23 protein-coding genes are annotated in these 26,500 nt (G+C 72.6%); 13 read left to right on the forward strand and 10 right to left on the reverse strand.

What is annotated here, in order from left to right:
- Positions 1-25: 25 nt before the first annotated feature.
- The 6 genes from AQJ58_RS26805 to rhaI form a co-directional block, all read right to left on the reverse strand.
- Positions 26-655 (reverse strand): LutC/YkgG family protein, encoded by a 630-nt coding sequence (locus AQJ58_RS26805; protein WP_067255143.1) that lies wholly within the window; start codon positions 653-655, stop codon positions 26-28.
- The gene (locus tag AQJ58_RS26810; RefSeq protein ID WP_067254593.1) at positions 652-2,130 is read right to left on the reverse strand and encodes a LutB/LldF family L-lactate oxidation iron-sulfur protein; all 1,479 of its coding nucleotides are present in this window, start codon (positions 2,128-2,130) and stop codon (positions 652-654) included. Before AQJ58_RS26810 ends, AQJ58_RS26805 begins: the two co-directional genes overlap by 4 nt.
- A complete protein-coding gene (locus AQJ58_RS26815) occupies positions 2,127-2,882 on the reverse strand; it encodes a (Fe-S)-binding protein (RefSeq protein ID WP_067254595.1) in 756 nt (251 codons plus the stop codon). Before AQJ58_RS26815 ends, AQJ58_RS26810 begins: the two co-directional genes overlap by 4 nt.
- 73 nt (positions 2,883-2,955) lie before the next feature.
- Positions 2,956-4,392, reverse strand: coding sequence for a rhamnulokinase (locus tag AQJ58_RS26820; RefSeq protein ID WP_067255146.1), 1,437 nt, complete (start codon positions 4,390-4,392; stop codon positions 2,956-2,958).
- 5 nt (positions 4,393-4,397) lie between these two features.
- Complete coding sequence (locus AQJ58_RS26825; protein ID WP_067254598.1) at positions 4,398-6,437, reverse strand: bifunctional rhamnulose-1-phosphate aldolase/short-chain dehydrogenase; 2,040 nt, start codon at positions 6,435-6,437, stop codon at positions 4,398-4,400.
- A 140-nt stretch (positions 6,438-6,577) separates the two neighbouring features.
- The gene (gene rhaI / locus AQJ58_RS26830; RefSeq protein WP_067254599.1) at positions 6,578-7,738 is read right to left on the reverse strand and encodes an L-rhamnose isomerase; all 1,161 of its coding nucleotides are present in this window, start codon (positions 7,736-7,738) and stop codon (positions 6,578-6,580) included.
- A 273-nt stretch (positions 7,739-8,011) separates the two neighbouring features.
- On the opposite strand from rhaI, the gene AQJ58_RS26835 reads away from it, so the two are divergent.
- The 11 genes from AQJ58_RS26835 to AQJ58_RS26885 all read left to right on the forward strand — a co-directional run bounded on the left by AQJ58_RS26835 (position 8,012) and on the right by AQJ58_RS26885 (position 19,676).
- The gene (locus tag AQJ58_RS26835) at positions 8,012-9,529 is read left to right on the forward strand and encodes a sugar ABC transporter ATP-binding protein (RefSeq protein WP_067254602.1); all 1,518 of its coding nucleotides are present in this window, start codon (positions 8,012-8,014) and stop codon (positions 9,527-9,529) included.
- Positions 9,526-10,599, forward strand: a complete 1,074-nt coding sequence (locus tag AQJ58_RS26840) for an ABC transporter permease (RefSeq protein ID WP_067254604.1) — start codon at positions 9,526-9,528, stop codon at positions 10,597-10,599. Before AQJ58_RS26835 ends, AQJ58_RS26840 begins: the two co-directional genes overlap by 4 nt.
- Positions 10,592-11,584 (forward strand): ABC transporter permease, encoded by a 993-nt coding sequence (locus tag AQJ58_RS26845; RefSeq protein WP_067254607.1) that lies wholly within the window; start codon positions 10,592-10,594, stop codon positions 11,582-11,584. Before AQJ58_RS26840 ends, AQJ58_RS26845 begins: the two co-directional genes overlap by 8 nt.
- 35 nt (positions 11,585-11,619) lie before the next feature.
- Positions 11,620-12,702 (forward strand): rhamnose ABC transporter substrate-binding protein, encoded by a 1,083-nt coding sequence (gene rhaS / locus AQJ58_RS26850; RefSeq protein ID WP_067254610.1) that lies wholly within the window; start codon positions 11,620-11,622, stop codon positions 12,700-12,702.
- A 43-nt stretch (positions 12,703-12,745) separates the two neighbouring features.
- Positions 12,746-13,066: an L-rhamnose mutarotase gene (locus AQJ58_RS26855; protein WP_067254616.1), complete on the forward strand. Its 321-nt coding sequence runs from the start codon at positions 12,746-12,748 to the stop codon at positions 13,064-13,066.
- A gap of 47 nt (positions 13,067-13,113) precedes the next feature.
- Positions 13,114-14,538, forward strand: coding sequence for a BNR repeat-containing protein (locus AQJ58_RS26860; RefSeq protein ID WP_067254619.1), 1,425 nt, complete (start codon positions 13,114-13,116; stop codon positions 14,536-14,538).
- A gap of 79 nt (positions 14,539-14,617) precedes the next feature.
- Positions 14,618-15,640: a LacI family DNA-binding transcriptional regulator gene (locus AQJ58_RS26865; protein WP_067254620.1), complete on the forward strand. Its 1,023-nt coding sequence runs from the start codon at positions 14,618-14,620 to the stop codon at positions 15,638-15,640.
- 131 nt (positions 15,641-15,771) lie between these two features.
- Positions 15,772-17,073: an alpha/beta fold hydrolase gene (locus tag AQJ58_RS26870; protein WP_067254623.1), complete on the forward strand. Its 1,302-nt coding sequence runs from the start codon at positions 15,772-15,774 to the stop codon at positions 17,071-17,073.
- A 28-nt stretch (positions 17,074-17,101) separates the two neighbouring features.
- Positions 17,102-17,845: a PIG-L deacetylase family protein gene (locus AQJ58_RS26875; RefSeq protein WP_067254624.1), complete on the forward strand. Its 744-nt coding sequence runs from the start codon at positions 17,102-17,104 to the stop codon at positions 17,843-17,845.
- A gap of 28 nt (positions 17,846-17,873) precedes the next feature.
- Entirely contained in the window at positions 17,874-18,797 is a 924-nt protein-coding gene (locus AQJ58_RS26880; protein ID WP_067254627.1) for a sigma-70 family RNA polymerase sigma factor, read from the forward strand.
- A 24-nt stretch (positions 18,798-18,821) separates the two neighbouring features.
- Positions 18,822-19,676, forward strand: coding sequence for a pentapeptide repeat-containing protein (locus AQJ58_RS26885; RefSeq protein WP_067254629.1), 855 nt, complete (start codon positions 18,822-18,824; stop codon positions 19,674-19,676).
- Here the strand turns inward: AQJ58_RS26885 and AQJ58_RS26890 are convergent.
- Positions 19,638-21,179, reverse strand: a complete 1,542-nt coding sequence (locus tag AQJ58_RS26890) for a cytochrome P450 (RefSeq protein ID WP_067254632.1) — start codon at positions 21,177-21,179, stop codon at positions 19,638-19,640. The two genes, AQJ58_RS26885 and AQJ58_RS26890, sit on opposite strands and share 39 nt — an antisense overlap.
- Positions 21,180-21,296: 117 nt before the next feature.
- Between AQJ58_RS26890 and AQJ58_RS26895 the strand changes: the two genes are divergently transcribed.
- Together AQJ58_RS26895 and AQJ58_RS26900 are read left to right on the forward strand one after the other, a co-directional pair.
- Positions 21,297-21,905, forward strand: coding sequence for a TetR/AcrR family transcriptional regulator (locus tag AQJ58_RS26895; protein WP_067254635.1), 609 nt, complete (start codon positions 21,297-21,299; stop codon positions 21,903-21,905).
- 83 nt (positions 21,906-21,988) lie between these two features.
- The gene (locus tag AQJ58_RS26900) at positions 21,989-22,714 is read left to right on the forward strand and encodes a DUF2470 domain-containing protein (protein WP_067254638.1); all 726 of its coding nucleotides are present in this window, start codon (positions 21,989-21,991) and stop codon (positions 22,712-22,714) included.
- Here the strand turns inward: AQJ58_RS26900 and AQJ58_RS26905 are convergent.
- From AQJ58_RS26905 to AQJ58_RS26915, 3 genes are all read right to left on the reverse strand, one after another.
- The gene (locus tag AQJ58_RS26905; protein WP_067254641.1) at positions 22,682-23,932 is read right to left on the reverse strand and encodes a lactonase family protein; all 1,251 of its coding nucleotides are present in this window, start codon (positions 23,930-23,932) and stop codon (positions 22,682-22,684) included. The genes AQJ58_RS26900 and AQJ58_RS26905 overlap by 33 nt on opposite strands.
- A gap of 86 nt (positions 23,933-24,018) precedes the next feature.
- Complete coding sequence (locus tag AQJ58_RS26910; RefSeq protein WP_067254644.1) at positions 24,019-25,083, reverse strand: hypothetical protein; 1,065 nt, start codon at positions 25,081-25,083, stop codon at positions 24,019-24,021.
- A 44-nt stretch (positions 25,084-25,127) separates the two neighbouring features.
- Positions 25,128-26,381: an FUSC family protein gene (locus AQJ58_RS26915; protein WP_067254647.1), complete on the reverse strand. Its 1,254-nt coding sequence runs from the start codon at positions 26,379-26,381 to the stop codon at positions 25,128-25,130.
- Positions 26,382-26,500: the final 119 nt, after the last annotated feature.

Consider the following 26,500-nt stretch of genomic DNA (forward strand, 5'->3'; position numbering starts at 1 on the left):
GCCCCCTACCCGCGAGGGGCACCCCCTAGCCGACCAGGATCACCTCGAGTGTGCGCGGACCGTGCACGCCCTCCACCCGGTCCAGTTCGATGTCGCTGGTCGCCGAGGGACCGGAGATCCACGTCAACGGCCGCGCGGGGTCCAGCCGTTCGAGGGCCTGCGGCACCGACGAGACGACCTGGCCCGGTACCCGCACCACACAGATGTGATGGTCGGGGACCAGCGTGATCCGGCGGCGGCCCTGGTCGGGGGAGCCGTCCAGCACGATCGTCCCGGTCTCGGCGATCGCCACCGCGCACGCCGTGACCACGCTGTCGACCCGGTCCAGCTCGTCCGCGCTGCTCGCGGCCGTGTCCTCCACCCGGTCGGCCCCGGTCTGCGCCAGCCATCCCGCGTCCAGCCCCGGCGGCACCACCACCGACCCCGCCCCGCGCTCGGCCAGCAACCGGCCGATCACGGACGGCAGTTCGTCCCGCGAGCAGCGGTGCACCAGCGCCCGGTAGTCGGCCAGGTTCTCCGCCAGCAGCGCCACCGTCTCCTCGGCGCCGCCGTCCGCGTGCACGTGCAGATAGGCGCGCTCGATCGGCGAGTCGTCCCCGGGCGCGTCGGCCAGTGCGCGCCGCACCCGCCCCAGAATGCGTTCCCTGCTGTTCACCGCGCCCCGTCCTTCCCGCCGTTCGTCCGCTGCCACCAGTCGCGGAAGGGTTCCGCCGGTACGGCCGGCAGGTCCCTGCTGCCGCTCCACGCCCGCCCCGGTCCGGGGAGCGTACGAGGGTGCAGGCGGCGCGTCCGGGAGGCGAGCCGCTGCCCGGTGCGCAGGGCGCCGGGGCGGGCGAACGCCCACCGCGCCGCCCGCATCGCCGCCCGCTCGGCGGCGTGCCCCTTGGCCGGCTTGAGCACCACCCGGTTGCCCTCCCGGACCACCGGCCCGCCCTCGACGACCCGCTCCCGCAGATGCACCAGCACCTCGGGGATGTCGATGGCGACCGGGCAGACCTCGTAGCAGGCACCGCACAGCGAGGAGGCGTACGGCAGCGAGGCGTCGATCTCGCTCTGCGTACCCCGCAGTTGGGGGCTGAGGATGGCGCCGATCGGACCCGGGTAGACCGAGCCGTAGGCGTGCCCGCCGGCCCGCTCGTAGACCGGGCAGACGTTCAGACAGGCCGAGCAGCGGATGCAGCGCAGGGCCTGGCGGCCGACCTCGTCGGCGAGGGTGTCGGTGCGGCCGTTGTCCAGCAGCACCAGATGGAAGGTCCTCGGCCCGTCGCCGTCCGTCGTGCCGGTCCAGGTCGAGGTGTACGGGTTCATGCGCTCGGCGGTCGAGGAGCGGGGCAGAGTCTGGAGGAAGACCTCCAGGTCCCGCCAGGTCGGCACGACCTTCTCGATGCCCACGACGGAGATCAGGGTCTCGGGCAGGGTCAGACACATCCGCCCGTTGCCCTCGGACTCCACGACCACCAGGGTGCCGGTCTCGGCCACCATGAAGTTGGCGCCGGAGACGCCGACCTTGGCCCGCAGGAACTTCTCCCGCAGATGCAGCCGGGCCGCCTCCGCCAGTTCGGCCGGTGTGTCGGTGAGCCCCTCGGGCGCCGCGCGCCCCCACTCGCCCATCTCCCGGCGGAAGATGTCCCGGATCTCCCCCCGGTTGCGGTGGATGGCCGGGACGAGGATGTGCGAGGGCCGGTCCCCGCCCAACTGCACGATCAGCTCGGCGAGATCGGTCTCGTAGGCGTGGATTCCCTCGGCTTCGAGGGCTTCGTTGAGCCCGATCTCCTGAGTGGCCATGGACTTGACCTTGACGACCTCCGACTCGCCCGTCTCCTTGACGAGCCGGGCGACGATCCGGTTGGCCTCCTCGGCGTCGGCCGCCCAGTGCACGGTCCCGCCCGCCGCCGTGACCGACTCCTCCAACTGCACGAGGTAGCGGTCGAGGTGACGCAGCGTATGGTCCTTGATCCGCTTGCCGGCCTCCCGCAGCTCGGCCCAGTCGGACACCTCGGCGACCGCCTTGGCCCGCTTGGCGCGGATGGTGTGCGTGGCGTGCCGCAGGTTGCCCCGCAGGGTCCGGTCCCCGACCGCCGCCCGAGCCGCCTCGGGAAAGGCCGGCATGCCCAGATACGTGCCGCTCATACGGCCGGTTCCTCCTCCGTGCTCGCCAGAATCTCCGCCAGGTGCACCGGCCGCAGCCCCGCCTTCAGCCGGGTCATGGTGCCGCCGAGGTGCATCAGACACGAGTTGTCGGCCGCGCACAGCACCTCGGCGCCGGTCGACTCGGCGTTGCGCACCTTGTCCGCGCCCATCGCCGCCGACACGTCGGAGTTCTTCAGCGCGAAGGTGCCGCCGAACCCGCAGCACTCCTCCGCGCCCGGCAGCTCCACCAGCTCCAGCCCCTTCACGGCCCGGAGCAGCCGGCGGGGCCGCTCGCCGAGCCCCAGGCCCCGCAGCCCGTGACAGGTCGGGTGGTAGGTCACCGTGTGCGGGTAGTAGGCCCCGACGTCCGTCACCCCGAGCACGTCCACCAGGAACTCGGTCAGCTCGTACGTCTTCGGTACCACCGGCGCCAGCGCCGTCGCCAGCGAGCCCCCGCGCCCTTCCGCCCTGGCCCGCTCACCCATCCGCGGATACAGCTCCCGCACCATCGCCCCGCAGGACCCGGAGGGCGTCACGATCGCCTCGTACTCCCCGAATACATCGGAGAAGTGCCGGGCGAGCGGCTCGGCCTCATGGCGGTAGCCCGTGTTGTAGTGGGCCTGGCCGCAGCACGTCTGGGCCATCGGGAAGTCGACGTCGACACCCAGTCTGGTCAGCAGTTTCACCACGGCGCGGCCGGTATCCGGATAGAGCGTGTCGTTGACACAGGTCAGGAACAGTGCGACACGCATCGCGGCTCCTCGGGGTTAAGTCATCGGATCAGTGCAGAGTAGTCCAGCGGGAGCGCCAGGGGGAGACCCCCGCTCACCGCGCGGCGAGCCGGGCCTGTGCCTCGCGCCACCGCCCGGTGCCGCCCTGCGGCTCGTAGCGCGTCAGCGGCTGGGTGCGGGCGAGCAGCCCGCGCAGGTCGGCACGGTCGCCGACCATCCCGTGGGCCCGCGCCTGCACCAGCACGTTGCCGAGCGCGGCGGCCTCCGTCGGCCCGGCCACCACGGGCAGCCCGCAGGCGTCGGCGGTGAGCTGGCACAGCAGCGCGTTGCGGGTGCCGCCCCCCACGACGTGCACCACGTCCACGGGATGTCCGGCGAGCCGCTGGGCGTCCTCGACCGCCCGGCGGTGGGCGAGGGCGAGCGAGTCGAGGATGCAGCGGGTGATCTCGCCGGGGGTCCCGGGCACCGGCTGCCCGGTGGCCCGGCACGCCTCGGCGATCCGCTCCGGCATCCGCCCGGGCGCGAGGAACGCCGCGTCGCCCGCGTCCACGACCGACCGCAGCGCGGGCACGGCCGCCGCCTCCCGCAGCAGCACCCCCAGATCGGGGTCCCCCCAGGCCCGTACGCATTCCTGGAGCAGCCAGAGCCCCATGATGTTGCGCAGGTAGCGGACCGTGCCGTCCAGCCCCAGTTCGTTGGTGAAGTTGGCGGCCCGGCTCTCCTCGGTGAGCACGGGCGCCGCCAGCTCCAGACCCGCCAGGGACCAGGTGCCGGTGCAGATGTAGGCGAACCGTTCCCCGGTCGCCGGCACGGCCGCCACCGCGGACGCGGTGTCGTGCGACCCGACGGCGGTCACCGGCACCGGCCCCGTCAGCCCGGTCTCCTCCAGCACCTCGGGGCGCAGGACCCCGGCCGGATCGCCCGGCTGCCGCAGCGGCGCGAACAGCTCCAGGTCGATGCCGAGGCGCGCGGCGAGCCCGGACGACCACGTCCGTGTGCGGGGATCGATCAGCTGGGTCGTGGAGGCGTTGGTCAGCTCGGTGCCCTGCTCCCCGGTCAGCCAATAGGCCAGCAGATCGGGGATGAGCAGCAGCCGCTCGGCATGGGCGAACTGGCGTGTCCCCCGGGCGGCGACGAGCTGGTACAGGGTGTTGAAGGGCGCGTACTGCAAACCGGTCGCCGCGTACAGCTCGGCGGCCGGCACGGTCGCCCACACCTTCTCGGCGACCCCTTCGGTGCGCGTGTCCCGGTAGTGCACCGGGTTGCCGAGCAGCGCCCCGTCCCCGTCGAGCAGCCCGTAGTCCACGGCCCAGCTGTCGATGCCGACCGAGTCCACCGGGCCGGCCGCCCGCAGTCCGTCCAGGACCCCGGCGTACAGGGACAGCACGTCCCAGCGCAGCCCCTCCGGAACCCGGAGCGGACGGTTGGCGAACCGGTGCGCCTCCGCCAGCTCCAGGGAGTCGGGGCCGACCCGGCCGACCATGACGCGCCCGCTGGACGCGCCGAGGTCGACCGCGGCGTACGACCGCACGCCGGTCACCGGAGGAAAGCGGCCGCCACGCCCGCGTCGACGGGCACGTGCAGCCCGGTGGTGTGGGTCAGCTCCCCGCCGGTCAGCGCGAACACCGCGTTCGCCACGTGCTCGGGCAGCACCTCCCGCTTGAGGATGGTCCGCTGGGCGTAGAACTCGCCGAGCTTCTCCTCGTCGACCCCGTACACGGCGGCCCGCTGGGCACCCCACCCGCCGGCGAAGATGCCCGAGCCCCGGACCACGCCGTCGGGGTTGACCCCGTTGACGCGGATCCCGTGCTCGCCCAGCTCGGCGGCGAGCAGCCGGACCTGGTGGGCCTGGTCGGCCTTGGTGGCGGAGTAGGCGATGTTGTTCGGCCCGGCGAACACGGCGTTCTTCGAAGCGATGTACACGATGTCCCCGCCGAGCCCCTGAGCGATCATCACCCGCGCGGCCTCCCGCGACACCAGGAACGATCCCCTGGCCATGATGTCGTGCTGGAGGTCCCAGTCCCTGGCCGAGGTCTCCAGCAGCGGCTTGGAAATGGAGATGCCCGCGTTGTTGACGACGAGGTCGACCCCGCCGAAGGCGAGCGCGGCGGCCCGGAACGCCTCGGCGATCTGCTCCTCGTCCGTCACGTCGACGGTCACGGCGACCGCCCTGTCGGCCCCGCCGAGCTCCTCGGCGACGGCGGCCGCGTTCTCCGCGTTCAGGTCGGCGACGACGACACACGCCCCCTCGGCGACCAGCCGGTGCGCGATGGCCCTGCCGATCCCGCTGCCCGCGCCCGTCACCAGCGCCACCCGGGTGGCCAGCGCCTTCGGCTTCGGCATCCGCTGGAGCTTGGCCTCCTCCAGCGCCCAGTACTCGATGCGGAACTTCTCCCGCTCCTCGATCGGCGCGTACGAGGACACCGCCTCGGCGCCCCGCATCACATGGATCGCGTTGACGTAGAACTCACCGGCGACCCGGGCCGTCTGCTTGTCCTTGCCGAAGGAGAACATGCCCACGCCGGGCACCAGCACGACGGCCGGGTCGGCGCCCCGCATCGCGGGGGAGCCGGCCTCGGTGTGCCGCTCGTAGTAGGCGGCGTACTCCTCCCGGTACGCGGTGTGCAGTTCCTTCAGCCGCGCCACGGCCTCCTCCAGCGGAGCGGTGGGCGGCAGGTCGAGGACCAGCGGCCGCACCTTGGTCCGCAGGAAGTGGTCCGGGCAGGACGTCCCCAGCGCGGCGAGCCGCGGGTGCTCCGCGCGCGCCAGGAAGTCGAGGACGACGTCGGAGTCGGCGAAGTGCCCGACCTGGGGCCGGTCCTGCGAGGCGATCGCCCGCACGTACGGCGCGAGCGCGGCGGCCCGCTCCCTGCGCGCGCCGTCGGCCAGTGCCTCGTACCCCTCGACGACGGGCCCGAAGGGCTCGGCCTTCCCCCGCTCGGCGAGGAACCTCTCGGCGGTGCGGATGATGTGCAGCGAGTTGCGCTCGCACTCCTCGGCGCTGTCGCCCCAGGCGGTGATCCCGTGCCCGCCGAGGATCACCCCGACGGCCTGCGGGTGGGCGGCCTTGATCGCGGCGATGTCCAGCCCGAGCTGGAACCCGGGCCGCCGCCACGGCACCCACGCCACGCTGTCCCCGAAGCATTCGGCGGTCAGCTTCTCCCCGTCCGCCGCGCAGGCGAGCGCGATCCCGGAGTCAGGGTGCAGATGGTCGACGTGCGCGGCGTCGACCAGGCCGTGCATCGCGGTGTCGATGGAGGGTGCCGCCCCGCCCTTGCCGTGCAGGCAGTAGTCGAACGCGGCGACCATCTCGTCCTCGCGCTCCACCCCCGGGTAGACGTCGACGAGCCCGCGCAGCCGGTCCAGCCGCAGCACGGCCAGCCCGTCCTCGGTGAGCGTCCCGAGGTCGCCGCCCGACCCCTTCACCCACATCAGCTCGACGTCCCCACCGGTGACGGGGTCGGTGTCGACGCCCTTGGCGGAGGCGTTGCCGCCGGCGTAGTTCGTGTTACGGGGGTCAGCCCCGAGTCGGTGCGACCGCGCGAGGAGGGCGGCGGCTTCGGGATGGGTGGACATGGAGATTCCTTACTTTTGCAGAAGAGGGGAGTGCGCTTCTTTCAGGGGCGCGGGGCCGCGTCGGTATGCGGCTCCGCCGCGTGGGCGCGACCAGCCACAACCGGCCCGCACCCCGCGACCGAACAGATCAAGGCGGACGCTCACGCGCCCCAGCCGGCCTGCTCCCCTCCCACCCGCTCGGCGACGATCCTCTCGGCCCACCCGGACGCCCGGTAGGCGACGAGAGGCTCGGGGTCCAGCCCCATCTCCTCCCGCACCTCCCGCAGCAACGGCCGCACATCCGTGTTGTAGGCGTCCATCAGCACGGCGTTCGCCTCCAGGACATCCCCGGAGGCCTGAGCGGCGGTCAACGCCGACCGATCCACCAGCAGCGCCTTCGCCGTGGCCTCCTGCACGTTCATCACGGAACGGATGATCGCCGGGATCTTCGCCTCGATGTTGTGGCACTGGTCCAGCATGAAGGCCACCTCGGAGGTGAACCCGCCGCCCCGCACCACCTCGTACATGATCCGGAACAGCTGGAACGGGTCCGCGGCTCCCACCATCAGGTCGTCGTCCGCGTAGAAGCGCGAGTTGAAGTCGAACCCGCCGAGCTTGCCCTCCCGCAGCAGCGTCGCCACGATGAACTCGATGTTGGTCCCGGGCGCGTGGTGACCGGTGTCGACCACGACCTGGGCCCTGGGCCCCAGCTTCAGACAGTGCGCGTACGCCGTGCCCCAGTCCGGGACGTCCGTCGCATAGAAGGCCGGCTCGAAGAACTTGTACTCCAGCAGCATCCGCTGTCCGTCCCCGAGCCGCTCGTACACCTCGGCCAGCCCCTCCGCCAGCCGGTCCTGCCGGGCGCGGATGTCGTCCTGGCCGGGGTAGTTCGTCCCGTCCGCGAACCACAGCTTCAGATCCGGGGAGCCCGTCGCGTCCATGATGTCGACGCACTCCAGCAGATGATCCAGGGCCTTGCGCCGCACCGCCGCCTCGGGATGGCAGATGCTGCCCAGCTTGTAGTCGTCGTCCTGGAAGGTGTTGGAGTTGATCGTCCCCAGCCTCACCCCCCGGTCCTCGGCGTGCTTGGCCAGCGCCGCGTAGTCCTCCACCTTGTCCCACGGGATGTGCAGCGCCACGGTCGGCGCGACGCCGGTGACCGCGTGCACCTGGGCCGCGTCGTCCAGCTTCTCCTGCGGGGTGCGGGGAACGCCCGCTTGTGCGAACACCTTGAAGCGGGTCCCCGAGTTCCCGTACGCCCACGACGGCGTCTCGACGGCCTGGGTCTTCAGCGCGGCCTTCACGGCGGCGAGGTCGGTCACTTCGGGCTCCTGTGACATCGGTCCGGGTCCGGGCCCGGATGAAACGATTCAGAACGGGAAGCTATGAGGCCACGCAGGCGGTGTCAACCCTTTCGACCGCGCACCCTTACCGTGACCGCCGCGTGACCTTCGGCTAGCGAAAACTTTTCGAGACGGACCCATTGACGCGACATGCCCGCCGTGCCTAACGTCCCGGCAATCCAGTTGAAACCTTTCACGACGCCGTGACGGGCCCCAGGGGCACCGCCGCGGACGTTCGTCGAGGAGCCACCCATGACCCACCCCTCCGACACGGGACCGGCCCCGGTGCTGGCGCTCAGGGACGTCGCCAAGTCCTTCGGCGCCGTACGCGCCCTGCGAGGCGTCTCCCTGGAGCTGTTCCCCGGCGAGGTGCACGCCCTCGCCGGGGAGAACGGCGCGGGCAAGTCGACTTTGATCAAGACCCTCGCGGGGGTGCACCGACCGGACACCGGCCGGGTGCTGCTCGACGGCGAGCCCGTCGTCTTCCACGGACCCGGCGACGCCCGCGACGCCGGCATCGCCGTGATCTACCAGGAACCGACGCTCTTCCCCGACCTTTCGATCGCCGAGAACATCTTCATGGGCCGCCAGCCCCGGCGCGCCCTCGGCCGCATCGACCACAAGGCCACCCACGCCGCGACCGCCGCCCTGATGGCCCGGCTCGGCGTCGACCTCGACCCGGACCGCCCGGCCCGCGGCCTGTCCATCGCCGACCAGCAGATCGTGGAGATCGCCAAGGCGCTCTCCTTCGACGCCCGCGTCCTGATCATGGACGAGCCGACCGCCGCCCTCACCGGCAGTGAGGTCGCCCGCCTCTTCGGAGTCGTGCGCACCCTGCGCGAGCAGGGCGCGGCCGTCCTCTTCGTCTCGCACCGGCTGGAGGAGATCTTCGAGATCTGCCAGCGGGTCACCACCCTGCGCGACGGCGCCTGGATCGCCGGCGAGCCCCTCGCCGGCATGACCGAGGACGACCTGGTCCGCCGCATGGTCGGCCGCGACCTCGACGAGCTCTACCCCAAGCAGGACGTCACCCCGGGCGAGATCGCCCTGAGCGTGCGCCGGCTGACCCGCGAGGGCGTCTTCACCGACGTCTCCTTCGACGTACGGCGCGGTGAGATCGTCGGCCTGGCCGGACTGGTCGGCGCCGGACGCACCGAAGTGGCCCGCGCGGTGTTCGGGATCGACCGCTGGGACGCCGGTGACGTCACCGTCGACGGCAAGGCACTGGTCAACGGCGCCCCCTCCACCGCGATGGCCGCGGGCCTCGCCCTGGTCCCGGAGGACCGGCGCGCCCAGGGCCTCGTGATGGACATGTCCATCGAGCGCAACATCGGCCTCACCGGTCTGCGCACGACGGTGAAGGCCGGCCTGATGGACCGCGGCGCCGAGCGCAGCCGGTCCCTGGACTGGGCGGTCAAGCTCCAGGTGAAGTACGCCCGGATCGCCGACAGCGTCCACACGCTCTCCGGCGGCAACCAGCAGAAGGTCGTCCTCGCCAAGTGGCTGGCCACCGCCCCCAAGGTGCTGATCGTCGACGAGCCCACGCGCGGCATCGACGTCGGCACCAAGGCCGAGGTGCACCGGCTGCTCAGCGAACTGGCCGCCGACGGCGTCGCCGTCCTGATGATCTCCTCCGACCTGCCCGAGATCCTCGGCATGGCCGACCGCGTGCTGGTGATGCACGAGGGCCGGCTCACCGCCGAGATCCCCCGATCCGACGCCACCGAGGAAACCGTGATGGCCGCAGCCACCGGGAGGGCCGCCGCATGACGGTCGCCACTCCTGAACAGGCCCCCGTCGCCGAGACGCCCCAGTCCGGCGGAACCCGGCTCGTCGACCGCGTCTTCAGGATGCGCGAACTCGCCATCCTCGTCGTCTTCCTGGCGATGATCGCCGTCACCCAGGCCGGCAACAGCGAGTTCCTCTCCGAGCAGGGGGTCAAGGACCTGCTGCTGAACGCGACCATCCTGGTGCTGGTCGCCACCGGCCAGTCCCTGGTGGTGATCACGAGGAACGTCGACCTCTCGGTCGGCTCCACCCTCGGCATCACCGCCTTCGCCGCCGGCACCTATCTGCACGGCGGCGGCGACCCGGTCGTCGCGATCGCCCTGGCCGTCCTGCTCGGCGTCGGCTTCGGGCTGCTGAACGGGCTGCTGGTCAGCCTCGGCCAGGTGCCCGCCCTCGTCGTCACCCTCGGCACGCTGTACATCGTCCGCGGCATCGACTCCATCTGGGTCGGCTCCCGGCAGATCACCGCGGCCGACCTGCCCGGCGGCTTCGTCGACTTCGGCTCCGGCGGTCTGTCCGCCGTGCCGTACCTCGCGCTCATCGCCCTGGCGGTGCTGATCGCCACGGCCTACTACCTCAAGCACTTCGGCAGCGGCCGGGAGCTGTACGCCCTCGGCTCCAACCCGGAGGCCGCCCGCCTCGCCGGCATCCCCGTGCGCAAGCGGATCCTCGCCGCGTACACCTTCTGCGGCGGACTCGCCGGACTCGCCGGCGCGATGTACCTGGCCCGGTTCGGCAACGTCGACTCCAGCACGGGCAACGGCTACGAGATGACCGTCGTCAGCGCGGTCGTGGTCGGCGGCGTCGTCTTCACCGGCGGCTCCGGCAGCGTCTACGGCGCCGCTCTCGGCGCGCTGCTGCTGACCTCCATCAACAGCGCCCTGCCCGCCCTCGGCGTCAGCTCGGTGTGGGTCCTCGCCATCAACGGCGTCCTGCTCCTCCTCGCGATCGCCGTGGACCGGATCGTGGGCCTGCGGGTGGCGACCGCCCTGAAGAAGAAGTCGGCGTCCGCCAAGCCGGCCGTGGAGAAGAAGGGGGATACTCGTGACTGAGTCCCTGAACCGGGTGATCCGCTGGGACACCGTCGTCGGCGCCCTCCTGATCGTCCTGCTGCTGTTCTCCTTCACCTCCGTCGACGGCTTCGGCAACGCGCTGAACCTGTCGTTCCTGATCGGCAACACCCTCCCCGTCGCGCTGGTCGCCCTGCCGATGACCCTGCTGGTGGTCTCCGGGGAGATCGACCTGTCGGTCGCCTCCACGGCGGGCCTGTCCGGCGCGGTGATGGGCGCCCTGTGGAACCAGGGCCTGACGATCGAGGCGATCATCCCCCTCTGCCTGCTGCTCGGTATCGTCTGCGGGCTCGTCAACGGCCTGCTCGTCACCCGGCTCGGGCTGCCGTCCCTGGCCGTCACCATCGGCACCCTGGCCGCCTACCGGGGCATCGCGCAGATCGTGCTCGGCTCCGACGCGGTCACCGACTTCCCCACCCAGTACCTGGACTTCGCGGCCGGCCGGATCGGGGACAGCTTCCTCCCGCAGGCCTTCCTGCCCTTCGTCGTCCTCCTCGCCATCGCCTTCGTGGTCCTGCACGCCACGCCGTTCGGGCGCTCGCTGTTCGCGATCGGCGCCAGCGAGGAGGCCGCCCGGTTCGCCGGCATCCGCGTCAAGCGGCAGAAGCTGATCCTGTTCACCATGACCGGCCTGATGGCCTCTCTCACCGGCGTCTTCTGGGCCCTGCACTACGCCAGCGCCCGCTACGACAACGCCACCGGCCTCGAACTCGCCGTCATCGCGTCCGTCCTCCTCGGCGGCATCGACTTCGACGGCGGCAAGGGCACACTCGGCGGCGCGATCGCGGGAGTCTTCCTGCTCGGCACGGCGCAGAACGTGATGAGCCTGCAGGACGTGTCCGCCCAGTCGCAGATCGTCGTCACCGGCGTCCTGCTCGTCGTCTCCGTGCTCGGCCCCCGGGTCGCACGCCAGATCTCCGTCGCGAGGGCAGGCCGTACATCCGCCGCCTCGACCTCGCCGGCCTGAGAACCAGCCCTCCTCGTAGAAGGACCCACACCACCATGCGCAAGTCATCCCTCCGTCGTGCCTGCGCGGCCCTCGCCGCCGTCTCCTCCCTCGCCCTCGCCGCCACCGCCTGCGGCGGCACCACCAAGGAGGACGTGAAGAAGGAGAGCACCGGCTCGGCCGCCGCCGCGGGCAAGGCCGACCCGAACGCCGCCACCAAGAAGGGGCTGACCGTCGGCTTCCTGCCCAAGCAGGTCAACAACCCGTACTTCACCTCCGCGGACAAGGGCGGCGAGGCCGCGCTGAAGGAGCTGGGCTCGAACTACAAGGAGGTCGGTCCCTCCAGCGCGACCGACACCTCGGGACAGGTGTCGTACGTCAACACGCTGACCCAGCAGCAGGTCGACGCGATCGCCGTCTCCGCCCAGGACCCGGGTGCCCTGTGCACCGCGCTCAAGCAGGCCATGAGCAACAAGATCAAGGTCGTCACCTACGACTCCGACACCAACCCCGAGTGCCGCAACGCCTTCGTCTCGCAGGCCTCCGCCGAGGACCTCGGCCGCACCGAGGTGCAGCTGCTCGCCGAGCAGATCGGTTACAAGGGCGAGATCGCGATCCTGTCCGCCGCGCAGACCGCGACCAACCAGAACACCTGGATCGAGTTCATGAAGGACGAACTCAAGGACGCCAAGTACAAGGACATCAAGCTCGTCAAGGTCGCGTACGGCAACGACGACGCGCAGCAGTCCTTCCAGCAGACCCAGGGCCTCCTCCAGGAGTACCCGAACCTGAAGGGGATCATCTCCCCGACCACCGTCGGCATCAAGGCCGCGGCCCAGTACCTCTCGGGCTCCAAGTACAAGGGCAAGGTCAAGCTGACCGGCCTCGGCACCCCCAACGACATGCGCAAGTACGTCAAGAACGGCACCGTCGACGGCTTCGAGCTGTGGGACCCGGCCAAGCTCGGCGCCCTCGCCGCGCAGACCGCCGTGGCGCTGGCCTCCGGCCAGATCACCGGCAAGGAGGGCGAGACCTTCACGGCCGGCGGGACGTCGTACACCATCGGCAAGGACGGTGTGATCAGCCTCGGCAAGCCGACCGTGTTCGACGCCAAGAACATCGACCAGTTCACCTTCTGATCCCCACGCCCCAGTCCCCCCACCCACCGGGAGCGGTACTTCCATGCAGCGCGTCTGTTTCCTGCTCAAGGTCCGTCAGGACCGTCTCGCCGAGTACCGCGAACGGCATGCCGCCGTGTGGCCGGAGATGCTCCAGGCTCTCTCGGCCACCGGGTGGCACAACTACAGCCTCTTCCTCAGAGACGACGGCCTGCTCGTCGGCTATCTGGAGACCGAGGACTTCGCCGCCGCCCAGGCCGAGATGGCGGCCGCCGAGGTCAACGCCCGCTGGCAGGCCGAGATGGCACCGTTCTTCGAGTCCCTGGACGGCGCCCGGCCCGACGAGGCCATGAAACCCCTCACCGAAGTGTTCCACCTCGCCTGACACCATCCCGTACCACCCGCTCTCGTACGACAATGGAGTCCCCCGAGATGAGACGACGCACCCTGCTGGCCGGCGCCCTCGTGAGCGCCTCGGCGACCCCCCTGCTCGCCTCCGGCACCGCCCGCGCCGCCGACCCCGGCCCGTCCGTGACCGGCAAGGGCACCACCCGGCTCGACGCGAGCGCGATCTTCTTCGTGTCCTACGACGGCCTGGTCAACAACAACTCCTTCCAGAAGAACGGCCTGTTGACCTACAAGGGCTACCAGTACGCGGCCTGGTACACCTCCACCGGCAACGCGGTCGTCGGCCGCCGCGTCCTCGGCGGCGCCTCGTGGTCGACCGTCACCCTCTCCCACGTCCTCAAGGCGAGCGACTCCCACAACGTCATCTCCATGGGCGTCTCCAAGGCCGACGGGCGGCTCCACCTCACCATGGACTCCCACAGCGACGGCTTCTTCTACGTGAAGTCGGTCGCCCAACTCCTGGACGACCCGGCCGCCACGTCCTGGACCTCGTCCGTCTTCGGCGCCGTGCAGACCAGCCTCGACGGGCTCGCGCTCACCTCGCAGTTCACCTACCCGCAGTTCGTCTCCACGCCGGAGGGCAGGCTCCAGCTCAGCTACCGGGTCGGGATCTCCGGCAACGGGCGCAACGCCCTCGCCGAGTACGACGGGTCGTCCTGGACCGCGCTCGGGGAGTGGTCCGGCTCCACGGGCACGTACACCAGCTCGCACGGTTCCTCCACCGCCCGCAACATGTACCTGCACGGCATCGACTACGACGTCAACGGACGGCTGCACTCCTTCTTCACCTGGCGCGAGCAGTCCGCCGCCGTCATGTGCAGCAGCGGCGGCATCACCAACCACGACACCGGCTACGTCTACTCCGACGACCGCGGGCGGACCTGGCGCAACGACGCGGGCACGCTCGTGGGCACCACCGGCACCTCGGACACGGTGGCCGTCACGGACCCGGGGCTGGTCGTCGACCCGCTCAACCCCGACCACTCCCTGATGAACCAGGAGAGCCAGGCCACCGACTCCGCCGGCCTGCCGCACGCGATCATCAGCTACGTCCCCGGCCGCTTCGGCCAGTGCACCACCGACTACGTCAGCGACCGCACCGCCAACGGCCGCGCCTTCCACGTCCGCAAGAACTCCTCGGGCACCTGGCAGAAGACGGAGATCCCCGTCGCCCTCGGCTCCAGCCAGCGCACCAAGCTGATCCTGGACACGTACGACAACGCCTACGCCGTCTTCCCGTTCGGGCGGATCGCCGGCGCCTCGAAGTCCTCCAGCTACACCGACTGGACCGTGCTCTTCGACGGCAGCGGACTCAACGCCTTCGGTGAGGTCGTCATCGACGAGCTGCGCGTCAGGGCCGACAACACGCTGTCGTTCATGTACCAGGAGAAGTCGAGCGGGACCACCCCCTCGGCGCTCCACGTCGTCGACTTCGCCCTGCCCGCATGACAGGAACGGCCAGGGGCCGGCGTGACGGTAATGTGAGGCCCGTCCCGCCGTACCCCGTTCACCTGGAGGTCTCCGCCTGATGGCCCAGCCGGTGGGTATCAAGGACGTCGCCCGCGCCGCCGGAGTCTCCGTCGGCACGGTCTCCAACGTCATCAACCGCCCCGACACCGTCGCCACGGAGACCCGGGCCCGGGTGCTGTCCGCGATCGACCGGCTCGGGTACGTCCGCAGCGAGTCCGCGCGCCAGCTGAGGGCCGGCCGGTCCCGGATCATGGGGCTGCTCGTCCTCGACATGGGCAACCCCTTCTTCGTGGACGTCGCGCGCGGCGCCGAGCGGGCCGCCCGCGACGCCGGGCTCGGCGTGATGGTCTGCAACAGCGCCGAGAGCGTCGGCGAGGAGGCCGAGTACCTCTCCCTCTTCGCCGAGCAGCGGGTGCGGGGCGTGCTGCTCACCCCCGCCGACGCGACGGGCCGCAACATCGAGTCCTTCCGCCGCCACGGCATCCCGTTCGTGCTGGTCGACCGGGTCTCCGAGGGCACCACCGAGTGCTCGGTGTCCGTGGACGACGTGGCGGGCGGCGCGCTCGCCGTACGGCACCTCATAGACGCCGGGCACCGCTCCCTCGCGTACGTCAGCGGCCCGCCCGGCTTCAACCAGGTCCGGGACCGCCGCACCGGCGCCCTGAACGCGCTCGCCGAGGCCGGCCTCGGCCCCGACCGCCTGCGCGAGCTGCCCACCGAGCGGCTCGACGTGGCCGCCGGACGGGACGCCGGCGCCCGGTTGCTCGGACTCGCCGACCGCCCCACGGCCGTGTTCTGCGCCAACGACCTGCTCGCCCTCGGCGTGCTCCAGGCCATGTACGCGGCCGGCGTCGGGGTCCCCGACGACCTCGCCATCGTCGGCTACGACGACATCGAGTTCGCCGCCGCCGCGGCCGTCCCGCTCACCTCGGTCCGCCAGCCCGCCGTCACCATGGGCGCCCTGGCCGCCGAGATGCTGCTGGAGGAGACCGAGGAGGACACCGGCAGACGGCACGAGCACCGCAGGGTCGTGCTCCAGCCCGAGCTGGTGGTACGCCGCTCCAGCCTCTCGGCGCGCTGACACAGCCCGGCACGGAACCGGCCCGCTGAGCCGCCGTTCAGCAGCCGCTCGTGATCCCCGGCCGCCACGCCCGCCCGGACCTGTGCTGGACTGGGCCGCGGCCCGTACACCGAGCGTCCAGGAGACCCCTGTTGTCCCTCAGCTACCGCCAGCCCGGCGTCGTACTCACCGACCGCCGTTTCACCGTCCCGCTCGACCACGCCGACCCGGCGGGGGAGACGATCGAGCTGTACGCCCGTGAGGTCGTCGCCAGCGAGAAGGCCGGCCAGGATCTGCCCTGGCTGCTCTACCTCCAGGGCGGCCCCGGATTCGGCGCCAACCGTTTCGTCGGCAGACCGGCCTGGCTCGGCCGCGCCCTCAAGGAGTACCGCGTCCTCCTGCTGGACCAGCGCGGCACCGGCGCCTCCACGCCCGCCAACCGCCAGACCCTCCCGCTGCGCGGCGGCCCGGCCGCCCAGGCCGACTACCTCACGCACTTCCGCGCCGACTCGATCGTCCGCGACTGTGAGGCCGTCCGCCGCGAGGTCACCGGCGGCGCCCCCTGGACCGTCCTCGGCCAGAGCTTCGGCGGATTCTGCACGGTCAGCTATCTCTCCCTCGCCCCCGAGGGCCTGGCCGCCGCCCTGATCACCGGTGGTCTGCCCGCCCTCGACGCCCACGCCGACGACGTCTACCGCGCCGCCTACCCGCGCATGGAACGCAAGAACGCCGCGCACTACGCCCGCTACCCGCAGGACGTCGAGCGGGTCCGCCGGATCGCCGAGCACCTCCTCCAGCACGAGGTCACCCTCCCCGGCGGCCACCTTCTGACGGTGGAGGCGTTCCAGACCCTCGGCATCCTGCTCGGCACCGGTGACGGCAGCCACCGGCTGCACCACCTCCTCGAGGACGCCTTCGTCCCCACCCCGCGGGGCCCCGCGCTCTCCGACGCCTTCCAGGAGCAGCTCCGCGGCCGGCTCTCCTTCGCCGAGCACCCCCTTTACGCCCTCGTCCACGAGGCGATCTACGGCCAGGACGCCCGCCCCACCGCCTGGTCGGCGGAGCGGGTGCGCGCCGAGTTCCCGCAGTTCGACGCCGCTAAGACGCTCACCGGCGACGGACCGCTGCTGCTCACCGGCGAGACGATCCACCCCTGGATGTTCGACACCGACCCCGCGCTGCGTCCCCTGCGGGAGACCGCCGACCTCCTCGCCGCCCGCACCGACTGGACGCCCCTCTACGACCCCGCCCGCCTCGCCGTCAACGAGGTCCCGGTGGCGGCCGCGGTCTACCACGACGACCTGTACGTCGACACCGCCCACTCCCTGCGCACCGCCCGCGCGATCCGCGGGCTGCGCACCTGGGTCACCGACGAGTTCGAGCACGACGGCGTCCGGGCCGGCGGTCCCCGCGTCCTGGACCGGCTGCTCGCCCTCGTCCGTGACGAAGCGTGATGTCGGTGTCACCGATTAGTCTTCGGGCATGACCGTGCCGACGATGCCCCAGCTCCAGCCCATGCCCGAGGACTGGCGACGGGCCCTGGCCGTCGTGGCGCACCCGGACGACCTGGAGTACGGCTGCTCGGCGGCCGTCGCCGCCTGGACCGACGCCGGCCGCGAGATCGCCTACGTCCTGGCGACCCGCGGTGAGGCGGGCATCGACACCATCGCGCCCGCCGAGTGCGGTCCGCTGCGGGAGCGGGAGCAGCGGGTGAGCGCGGCCGTCGTGGGCGTCAGCGAGGTGGAGTTCCTCGACCACCGCGACGGAGTGATCGAGTACGGCCCGGCCCTGCGCCGCGACATCGCCGCCGCGATCCGAAGGCACCGCCCCGAGCTGGTCATCACCCTCAACCACCGGGACACCTGGGGCGGCGTCGCCTGGAACACGCCCGACCATGTCGCGGTGGGCCGGGCCACGCTGGACGCCGCCGCGGACGCCGGCAACCGCTGGATCTTCCCCGAGCTGGCCGAACAGGGACTCGACCCCTGGAACGGCGTGCGCTGGGTCGCGGTCGCCGGCTCCGCCACGCCCACCCACGCCGTCGACGCCTCGGCGGGCCTGGAGCGGGCGGTGAGCTCGCTGCTCGAACACCGCGCCTACATCGAGGCCCTCACCGACGAGGACCCGGAGACGTATGTACGGGGCTTCCTGACCGGGGTGACGCACTCCGTCGGGGAGCGCTTCGGCGGCCGCCCGGCGGTCGCCTTCGAACTGTTCAGCCGGTAGACACCGACGCCCGAGGGGGAGTGGCGCCATGACCGACACCGCCGTGCTCGCACAACGCTTCGAGGAGCACCGCGCCCATCTCAAGGCCGTCGCCTACCGCATGCTCGGCTCGCTCGCCGAGGCCGAGGACGCGGTGCAGGAGGCCTGGCTCAGACTCGCCCGCAGCGAGGCCGACGAGGTGCGCAACCTGGGCGGCTGGCTGACCACCGTGACCGGCCGGGTCTGTCTGGACCTGCTGCGCTCGCGCGCCGCCCGCCGTGAACTGCCGATGGACGACGGCTACGAGGCCTCTGCGGGGTCCGCGTACGCCGCCTTCGTCCCCGATCCGGTGATCGGGCCCCTGTCCCGGACCGACCCCGAGCAGGAGGTGCTCCAGGCCGACGAGGTCGGTCTCGCCCTGCTGATCGTGCTGGAGACCCTGGACCCCGACGAGCGGCTCGCGTTCGTGCTGCACGACATGTTCGCCGTGCCGTTCGACGACATCGCGCCGATCGTCGAGCGCACCCCGGCCGCGACCCGGCAGCTCGCCAGCCGGGCCCGCCGCCGGGTCCAGGGGGCCGCACCGACGGCGGAGCCGGACCTCGGCCGGCAGCGCGAGGTGGTCTCCGCGTTCCTGGCCGCCGCCCGCGCCGGGGACTTCGAGGCGCTGGTCTCCATCCTCCATCCCGATGTGGTGCTGCGGGCCGACTCCGGGGCGCTGGTGCGCGGCGCGGCGGCCTCCAAGATCGTGCAGGGTGCGAAGGCGGTGGCCGAACAGGCGATCTTCTTCCGGCAGTTCGCGCCGGCCGGGCGGCTGGCGCTGGTGGGCGGCGCGGTCGGCATCGTCAACGGGCCCGAGGGCGAGGTGCGTTCGGTCATGGGCATCACCGTCGCCGACGGCCGGATCGTCGCCCTGCACATCCTGGCCGACCCGGAGCGGGTGGCCGCCCTGGAGGTGCCGGACGGAGTGTGAGCGCGGATCAGTAGGGTGGAGGGCATGCGAGAGAAGACGGGGGCCAGGACAGGAGACGAGACGGTGGACCGGGACGGACTGCGCGGCGACTGCGCGAGCTGCTTCGGCCTGTGCTGTGTGGCGCTGCCCTTCGCCCGCTCGGCCGACTTCGCGCTGGACAAGCCCGCGGGGCGGCCCTGCCTCCACCTGGCGGCGGACCACCGCTGCGGCATCCACGACCGGCTGCGGCAGAAGGGCTTCACCGGCTGCACGGTCTACGACTGCTTCGGCGCCGGCCAGAAGGTCTCGCAGGTGACCTTCGGCGGGCGGGACTGGCGGGGCGCCCCGGCCGAGCACGCCCATGCGGTGTTCGAGGTGTTCCCGGTGGTCCGCCAGCTCCACGAGCTGCTCTGGTACCTCACCGAGGCGCTCGGCCTGCCCGCCGCCCGCCCGGTCCACCCGGAGCTGCGCCGGGCCCTGGAGCGGACCGAGGCGCTCACCCGGGGAACCCCCGGGGAACTGGCCGCCCTGGACGTCCCCGCCCACCGCGCGGAGGTCAACGTCCTGCTGCTGAGGACCAGCGAGCTGGCCCGGGCCGGCGTCCGCGGCCGCGGGAAGGACCGCCGGGGCGCCGACCTGATGGGCGCCCGCCTCAAGGGCGCCGATCTGCGCGGGGCGAACCTGCGCGGTGCCTGTCTGATCGCCGCCGACCTCACCGGCGCCGATCTGCGCGGCGCGGACCTGATCGGGGCCGACCTGCGGGACACCGATCTCACCGATGCCGACCTGACCGGGGCCTTCTTCCTCACCCAGCCCCAGGTGACCGCGGCCCGGGGCGGCGCCGGCACCCGGCTGCCGGGCTCAGTCACCCGCCCGGTGCACTGGACAGCGGGGAGCTGAAGCCTCCTCCGGAGCCGGAGCCGGAGCCGACGCCGCGTACGGCTCCCGCGGTGCCACGGGAGCCGTACGCCGCTCCAGGCCCATCCGCAGCCCGTCCGGCATCAGTGTCAGCCGCTCCGTGACCCGCAGCCGGTACGCCGGGTCGGGGCGCAGGTCGTAGCGGCGCAAGAGGAGGCCGAGGACCAGGGTGGCCTCGTGCAGGGCGAACTGCCGGCCGATGCAGGCGCGGGCTCCCGTGCCGAACGGCTTGAAGGCGTGCGGGGCGCGCCCCCGGACGGCAGCGGCGTCGAAGCGGTCCGGGTCGAACCGCTCGGCGTCCTCGCCCCACACCTCGGGGTCCCGGTGCAGCATCGCCGTCAGGATCAGCGCCCAGGCGCCCCGCCGCATCGGGTGCTCCCCGCCCAGCACGGTGTCCTCGCGGGCCTCCCGGGCGAATGCGGGCGCCGTCGGCCACAGCCGCAGCGCCTCGTCGAGGACGCGGCGCACGTACCGCAGCTTCGCCACCTGGTCGTACCCCGGCATCGGCGTGCCGCCCCACACCCGGTCCACCTCGGCCCGGGCCCGGGCGGCGATCCGCGGGTTCAGGGAGAGGTAGTGCAGGGCGAAGGAGAGCGCGCCGGAGGTGGTCTCGTGGCCCGCGACGAGGAAGGTGACGACCTGCCGCCGTATGTTCTCGTCGGACAGCCGCTCACCGGTCGCGGGGTGCGCGGTGTCGAGCATCCGGTCGAGCAGGTCCCCCTGCCCGCCGCCTCCGGCGCGCCGCTGCCGCACCAGCGCGTCGACGGTGCGGTCCAGGTAGGCGATGTCGGCCTCGTTCTGCCGGGCGGCGCCCTTCCACAGCCCCGGGAACGGCAGGATGTTGAGACGCTGGGCATAGGTGAGGGTGCCGACCATCGCGGTCACGAAGGGATGCGGGCGGTCCCGCTCGAACGAGCCGAAGTCGTGCCCGAACCCGGTGCGCGCGATCGTCTCCAGGGTCAGCTTGGTCATGTCCCCGGGCACGTCGACCGGCCGTCCGGCGGCGGCCTCCCGGTCCCAGTGGGCGGTGAGCCGCTCGGCCACGTCCAGCATCATCGGGTGGTAGGCCGCCATGGCCTCCCGGCTGAACCCGGGCGCCAGGACGTCGTGCGCGAGCTGCCAGTTCGGCTCGTGGTTGTACGCCGTGAACAGCGCGTCGCCGACCACCGGCCGCAGGTTGGCGATGCCCAGCCCCACGTGCTTGGCGAACCGCGCCTCGTCCGCCATGTCGGCGGTCAGCTCCGCCCCCCACACGAACACGAACTCCCGGCCGAACGCCTTGCGCCGGAAGATCGGACCGAGCTGCCGGGCGTAGCGCAGGGAGTCCTGCAGGGGAGTGCGCCGGCTGGCGCCGAGGAGGTCGCCGAGCAGCGGGATCCGGTACGGGGGATGCGGAATGCGCCGCAGCGCGGGCCAGCCCAGCTCCGCGCTGCGGAACCCCTTGGGCAGGACGTCCCCGGTCGTCGTCGACACGGTCTCCGCCATGACGCGTTCTCCCTCGATCTCCCTTGAAGCAGCGGCAGGTTGGAGCTGTTGTACGTGGGTTCAATAGCGCGTTCAGTCTCGTCCCGTCGTTGAACCGGCGTCAAGTACAGTGCGGGGATGGCCGCGAACCCGAAGGAGCGCACCCGGCGTCGACTCAGCACCGGGGAGCGCAGGGAACAGCTCCTGTCGGTGGGCGCGCGCCTGTTCTCGGAGAGTCCGTACGACGAGGTCCGCATCGAGCGGGTCGCGGAGATCGCCGGGGTCTCGCGCGGGCTGCTCTACCACTACTTCCCGACCAAGCGGGACTTCTTCGCGGCGGTCGTCGAGTGCGAGAGCGAGCGGATGCTGCGGATGACGGCGGCGGTGCCGGGCATGCCGGTCCGTGAGCAGCTCACCGCGGGCCTCGACACCTATCTGGAGTACGTCGAGACCCACGCGCACGGCTACCGCGCCTTCCACCGTGCGGACGCGGCGGGTGATCTGACCGTGCGCCGGGTCTACCGGCGGGCCCTCGCGGCGCAGGAGGAACAGATCCTCGCCGCCCTCGGCGCCGACCCGGAGTTCGGACCGCTCTTCGAGGAGCGCGCCGAGGTGCGGCTGGCGGTGCGCGGCTGGCTGGCGTTCACCACGGCCGTCTGCCTGGAGTGGCTGCGCGGGCCGGATCTGACGCGGGAACAGGTGCGGGACCTGTGTGCGCGGGCGCTGCTCGGGGTCCTCGCGCACTGACGCGGCACAAAGGTCCTCGGTGCAGGTTGGCGCGTGGCTCGGAGTCCGATAGGTTAGGCAAGGCTTACCTAAGGAGGTCTGGGATGGGTGACAGCCACAGCTGGACGGCGGTGCCCGGGGCGGCCGAGCGGGCCCGGTCGGTGCCGGCCGCCGCGTGGTCCTGCTCGGTGACCGCCGACGGCGGACGCGAGGAGTTCCTCGGCGCGCACACCGTCGACGACGCCGGCCGGGTGCACCTCCATGTGCCCGACGACAGCTCCCTGCTCACGGCCGCCCTCTGCGCGCCCCGCGGCGAGCCGTCCGCCGTCCTGGAGTTCGCCGACGTGGCACCCGTGCCCGTGCGCAACCGTGTCCGGGGCCGGCTCTGGCTGGCCGGCTGGTTCGCCCCCGAGGACGACCACCTCGTCCTGCGCGCCACCCGGGTCGTCCTGAAACAGGCCGGGGGCGCGGTCGTCGTCGACCGCGACGAGTTCGCCGGGGCCCGCCCCGATCCCCTCGCCACCGCCGAGGCCCAGCTGCTCACCCACCTGGCCGACGCCCACCCCGACGCCGTCGAGCGGCTCACCCGCCTGGTGCGGCACGAGAGCCTGCACGGTGCCGTACGGGTCCAGCCGCTCGCCGTCGACCGGCACGGACTGACGCTCCGCATCGAACGGGCCCGCGCCCACGGTGACGTACGCCTGCCCTTCCACGCACCCGCCGACGACGTCGGCCAGCTCGCCGAGCGGATGCACGTCCTGCTCACCCGGGCGAGCGCCGCGTCCTGCCCGCGCCCCCTACAGCGGCAGCGCACAGACGGCGACGGGTGACGGGAACGGCTCGCCCGCGAGCCGCAGTCGGCCGCTGCCGGCGTCCACCTCGAAGACACTGACCGTGCCGGAGCGCTGGTTCGCCGCGAACAGCAGTCCGCCGTCCGGCGAGAGGGCGATCTGCCGCGGGAAGTCCCCGTGCACCGGGACCGTGCCGAGCAGCCGCAGCCGGGCCCCGTCCGCCTCCACCGCGTACCGGGCGAGGGTGTTGTCGCCCCGGTTGGCCAGGAACGCGTACGCCCCGTCCGGCGTGACCGCGAACTGCGCCGGATAGTTGGGGCCGGCCTTCGCGCCCGTCGACTGCGGCGCACCGATCGTCAGCCGCCCGCTGCCGGCGTCGTAGGCGCAGACCGCGACCGTGTCGTCGCCCTCGTCGGCGAGATAGGCGTACCGCCCGCCGGGATGGAAGGTGAGGTGGCGCGGTCCCGCGCCCGGCCGGGTGTGCGCCTGGGCGACCTCGGTGAGCGTGCCCTCGTGCCCGTCGAGACGGTAGCTGTACACCGTGTCCGTGCCGAGGTCCACGGCCAGCACGTGCCCGCCGTCCGGCGCCGTCAGGAACTGGTGGGCGTGCGGCCCCCGCTGCCCGGGCCCGGGCGCCGGACGCGCGTGGGTGACCCGGGCGGTGCGCTCGCCCAGCGCCCCCGAGGAGCCGATCGGGTGCACGGCCACACTGCCCGAGCCGTAGTCGGCGCTCAGCAGCCAGCGCCCGCTCGGATGCACCGAGAGATGGCAGGGGTGCGCCCCGCCTGTCGCCCGGCTCCCCAGCACCGCGCGGTCGGACAGCCGTACGGCGGTCACCGTGCCCCTCGCCCGCTCGTTCACCGCGTACAGCGTGCCGCCGTCCGGGTGGATCGCCAGGTACGACGGGTCGGGGACACCGGTGACGGTGCCCCGGGCGGTGATCCGGCCCGAGGACGGGTCGTACGAGGCGACACCGATGCCCCTGCCGCCGCCCTCGGCGGAGGTGTAGGTGCCCAGATAGAGGGGACGCGGGCCGGACGGGCTCGGCGCGGGCTCGGCCGAGGCGGAGGACGGCGACGCCTGCGACGACCGCGGGGCCGTCGCGGCCTCCCGGGGCTCCCGCCCCTCCCGCGCCGCCCCGGACGAGCCGTCACCGCCGCAGCCCGCCACGGCCGGCGCCACCGCCGCGCCGCCGAGCACCGCGACGAACCGCCGCCTGCTCCAGCCGCCGCGCGTCCCTGCCGTCCCGCTGTCCATCGCGCGCACCTCAGGTCGTCCCGCGCTCCCGTCCACAGCACCTTGACGCGGAACGCCCCTCGCACGCAAAAGCGGGGCCAGGCCGGCTACCAGTCGCCGTCCTGCACCGGCGTCCCGGGTGCGTCCTTGAGCGGGTGCACCTGGCCGGGCGCCGGCTGCTGCCAGGGGGCCAGGTCGTCGCCGAGCCACCCGCCGACCGGCTCGACCCCGGACAGGGCCTCGCCCGGCGGGAGGTCCTGCGCGCCCTCGTCGTAGTAGTCGAACCACGGCAGGCCCGCCTTGGTGTACGCGGCGCGATCCACCGGGGAGGGCGGGGGCTCCTCGCCGGTGATGCGCCGCCACTCCGGCGGGGTGACCAGGTGCACGAAGACCCGCGCGCCGGGTTCGCGGGTGTAGTCCTCGACCGGGCGGGTGTCCCGGTAGACCTCCTGCCGCATCGAACCGCCCACGCCCAGCCCCATCGCGGCGGCGGCGCGCGGCCGGGGCGCCCCGCCCGGGGCGGGCGCGGCGGCCGTCATGGGCATCGGCGCCTGCGGGGGCGTCGCCCCGGGCGCCGCGCCGTATCCGCCCCCGACGGACTTCACGCTCCGCGTCTCCATCGAGAGGACCCGCTGCGCCTCCTCCCACTCCGCGCGCTTCTCCTCGGTCAGCGGGAAGCACTGGAGCTGGACCCCGCCCCACACCTCCTCGCCGGTGACCTGGCCCTCCACGGTCGCGCCCAGGCCGAGCGGCACCGCCACGAACTGGCGGACCGTGCCCTTGCCGGAGTTGATGCCGTCCAGCCAGGGCTGACGCGGCAGCGCCAGGTAGTTCTGCGGGTCGCGGGAGAGCCGGTCGCTCCACGGCTTGCCGGAGACCGCGCACACCTTGCCCGCCCCGACCTGGAGCGCCGCCGGCCGGGTGGAGCCCGCGAAGCCCAGCCACATCGCCTCGCGGAGATACACCGGCAGCATCACGCCACCGCGCGCCAGCCACTCGGCGGGCACGGTGTCGGGGTGGTCGGCGACCCGGCGGAGCGGGAACGTCCCCAGCCCGGGCGGCAGGTCGTGCTCACCGCTCTCCGGCAGCCGCAGGGTCCGCATGAACCGCACGGCCACCCCGCCCGGCAGCCTCAGTGTGTCCCCGTCGATCCGTACGGTGGTGCCGGCCACAGGCGTGCTCCCTCCTTCGGCGCCGGCCCCGTCCCGGCGCTCCCTCAGAAAGAACGCCCGCCGATCCCCGTGCGGTTCCGCCACAGTTCGTCCTGGATGCCGAGGCGCTCGCGCAGCCGGGTCAGCCGTGGCATCCGCGCCCGCTGCTCGGCGGAGACCCGGTCCAGTTCCTCCAGGAGCCGGCGCGAGCGGTGCTCGGTGTCGAGCTCGTCGAGCATCCGGTTCACCTCCGTGAGCAGGGCGCCGTGCAGCTGCCACTGCCGGGCGTCGTGCTGGAGCCGCTCCAGCAGCAGCTGGGCGAGCTTGTCACGGGTGGCCGCGGCCTGCCGCAGCTCCGCGGTGAGCCGGGCCTCGGCGGCGTCCGCGTTGAGGCTGACATGCGTGGTGACCAGTACCGCGAAGCTGACGACCGCGTCGGCGATCTCCGACAGCAGCCGCTCGACGACCTCGCCGGTCTCCTGCGGGAACAGCGGATCGGGCTCGCGCTCCTTGGCGAGGTCGGTCAGGGTGCGCGCCAGGACCCGCAGGACGACCGTGCAGATCTCCAGGGTGTCCAGACCGGTGCGCAGCACCACCCGGTGCAGCAGGCCCTCCCGGACCCGGGGATTGAGCCGCAGACTGTCCTCGGCCTGCCGCAGTGCCGCGTCCACCTCCACGATGTCGTGGTCGAGCCGGCGCGCCTCGTGCAGCCGGGCGGCCGCCTCCTCGACCGCCGGGCGGCCGGCCGCCTCCTCGCCGACCCGCAGCATGAGCCGCCGCAGCCGGCGAGCCAGTCCTTCGATCGAATCGCCCGCCTCCTCGATCCACACCGGGGGCGGCAGCAGCAGGTTGATGGCGAGGCCGACGACCGCGCCGATCAGGGTCTCCACGATCCGCGCCCAGGCGGTGTCGCCGACGGTGGTCACGCCCAGCACCAGCATGGCGCTGATCGCCACCTCCGGCACGTACTCGTGGACCCGGACCAGGTTCCCGACCGCCAGCGAGGCCACGATCAGCAGCGCGAGGCTCCACCAGGTCAGCCCGACCAGCTGGCTGAAGGCGATGGCGACCAGGACGCCCGCCACCACCGAGTTGACCCGCCGGATGCTGTTGGTGAGCGTGGCGAACAAGGTGACCTGGACGACCAGCAGCGCGGTCAGGGGTGCGGTGAGGGGGGCCGCCTCGGGGCTGAGCCGCAGGGCGACGACGTACGCGATCGTCGCCGCCGCGGCGGAGCGGAACGCCTGGACCACCGCGGGTTCCCGATGACGTCGCAGAAACCGTACGAACGGCGTCGCTCGCTGACTTACCTCTCGCATTCCCGGACCAGTTCCCCTTCCCCACGGTGCTCGAACGTTCCTTCTGTATCCAGGGTGCCGTGGAACGCGGTGCGGGGAATCCCCGTCTCACTCCTCGAATCATCCGCACCCCTGGACGG

Origin of the sequence: Streptomyces sp. DSM 15324, from assembly GCF_001514285.1 — a bacterium.
Classification (GTDB): Bacteria; Actinomycetota; Actinomycetes; order Streptomycetales; family Streptomycetaceae; genus Streptomyces.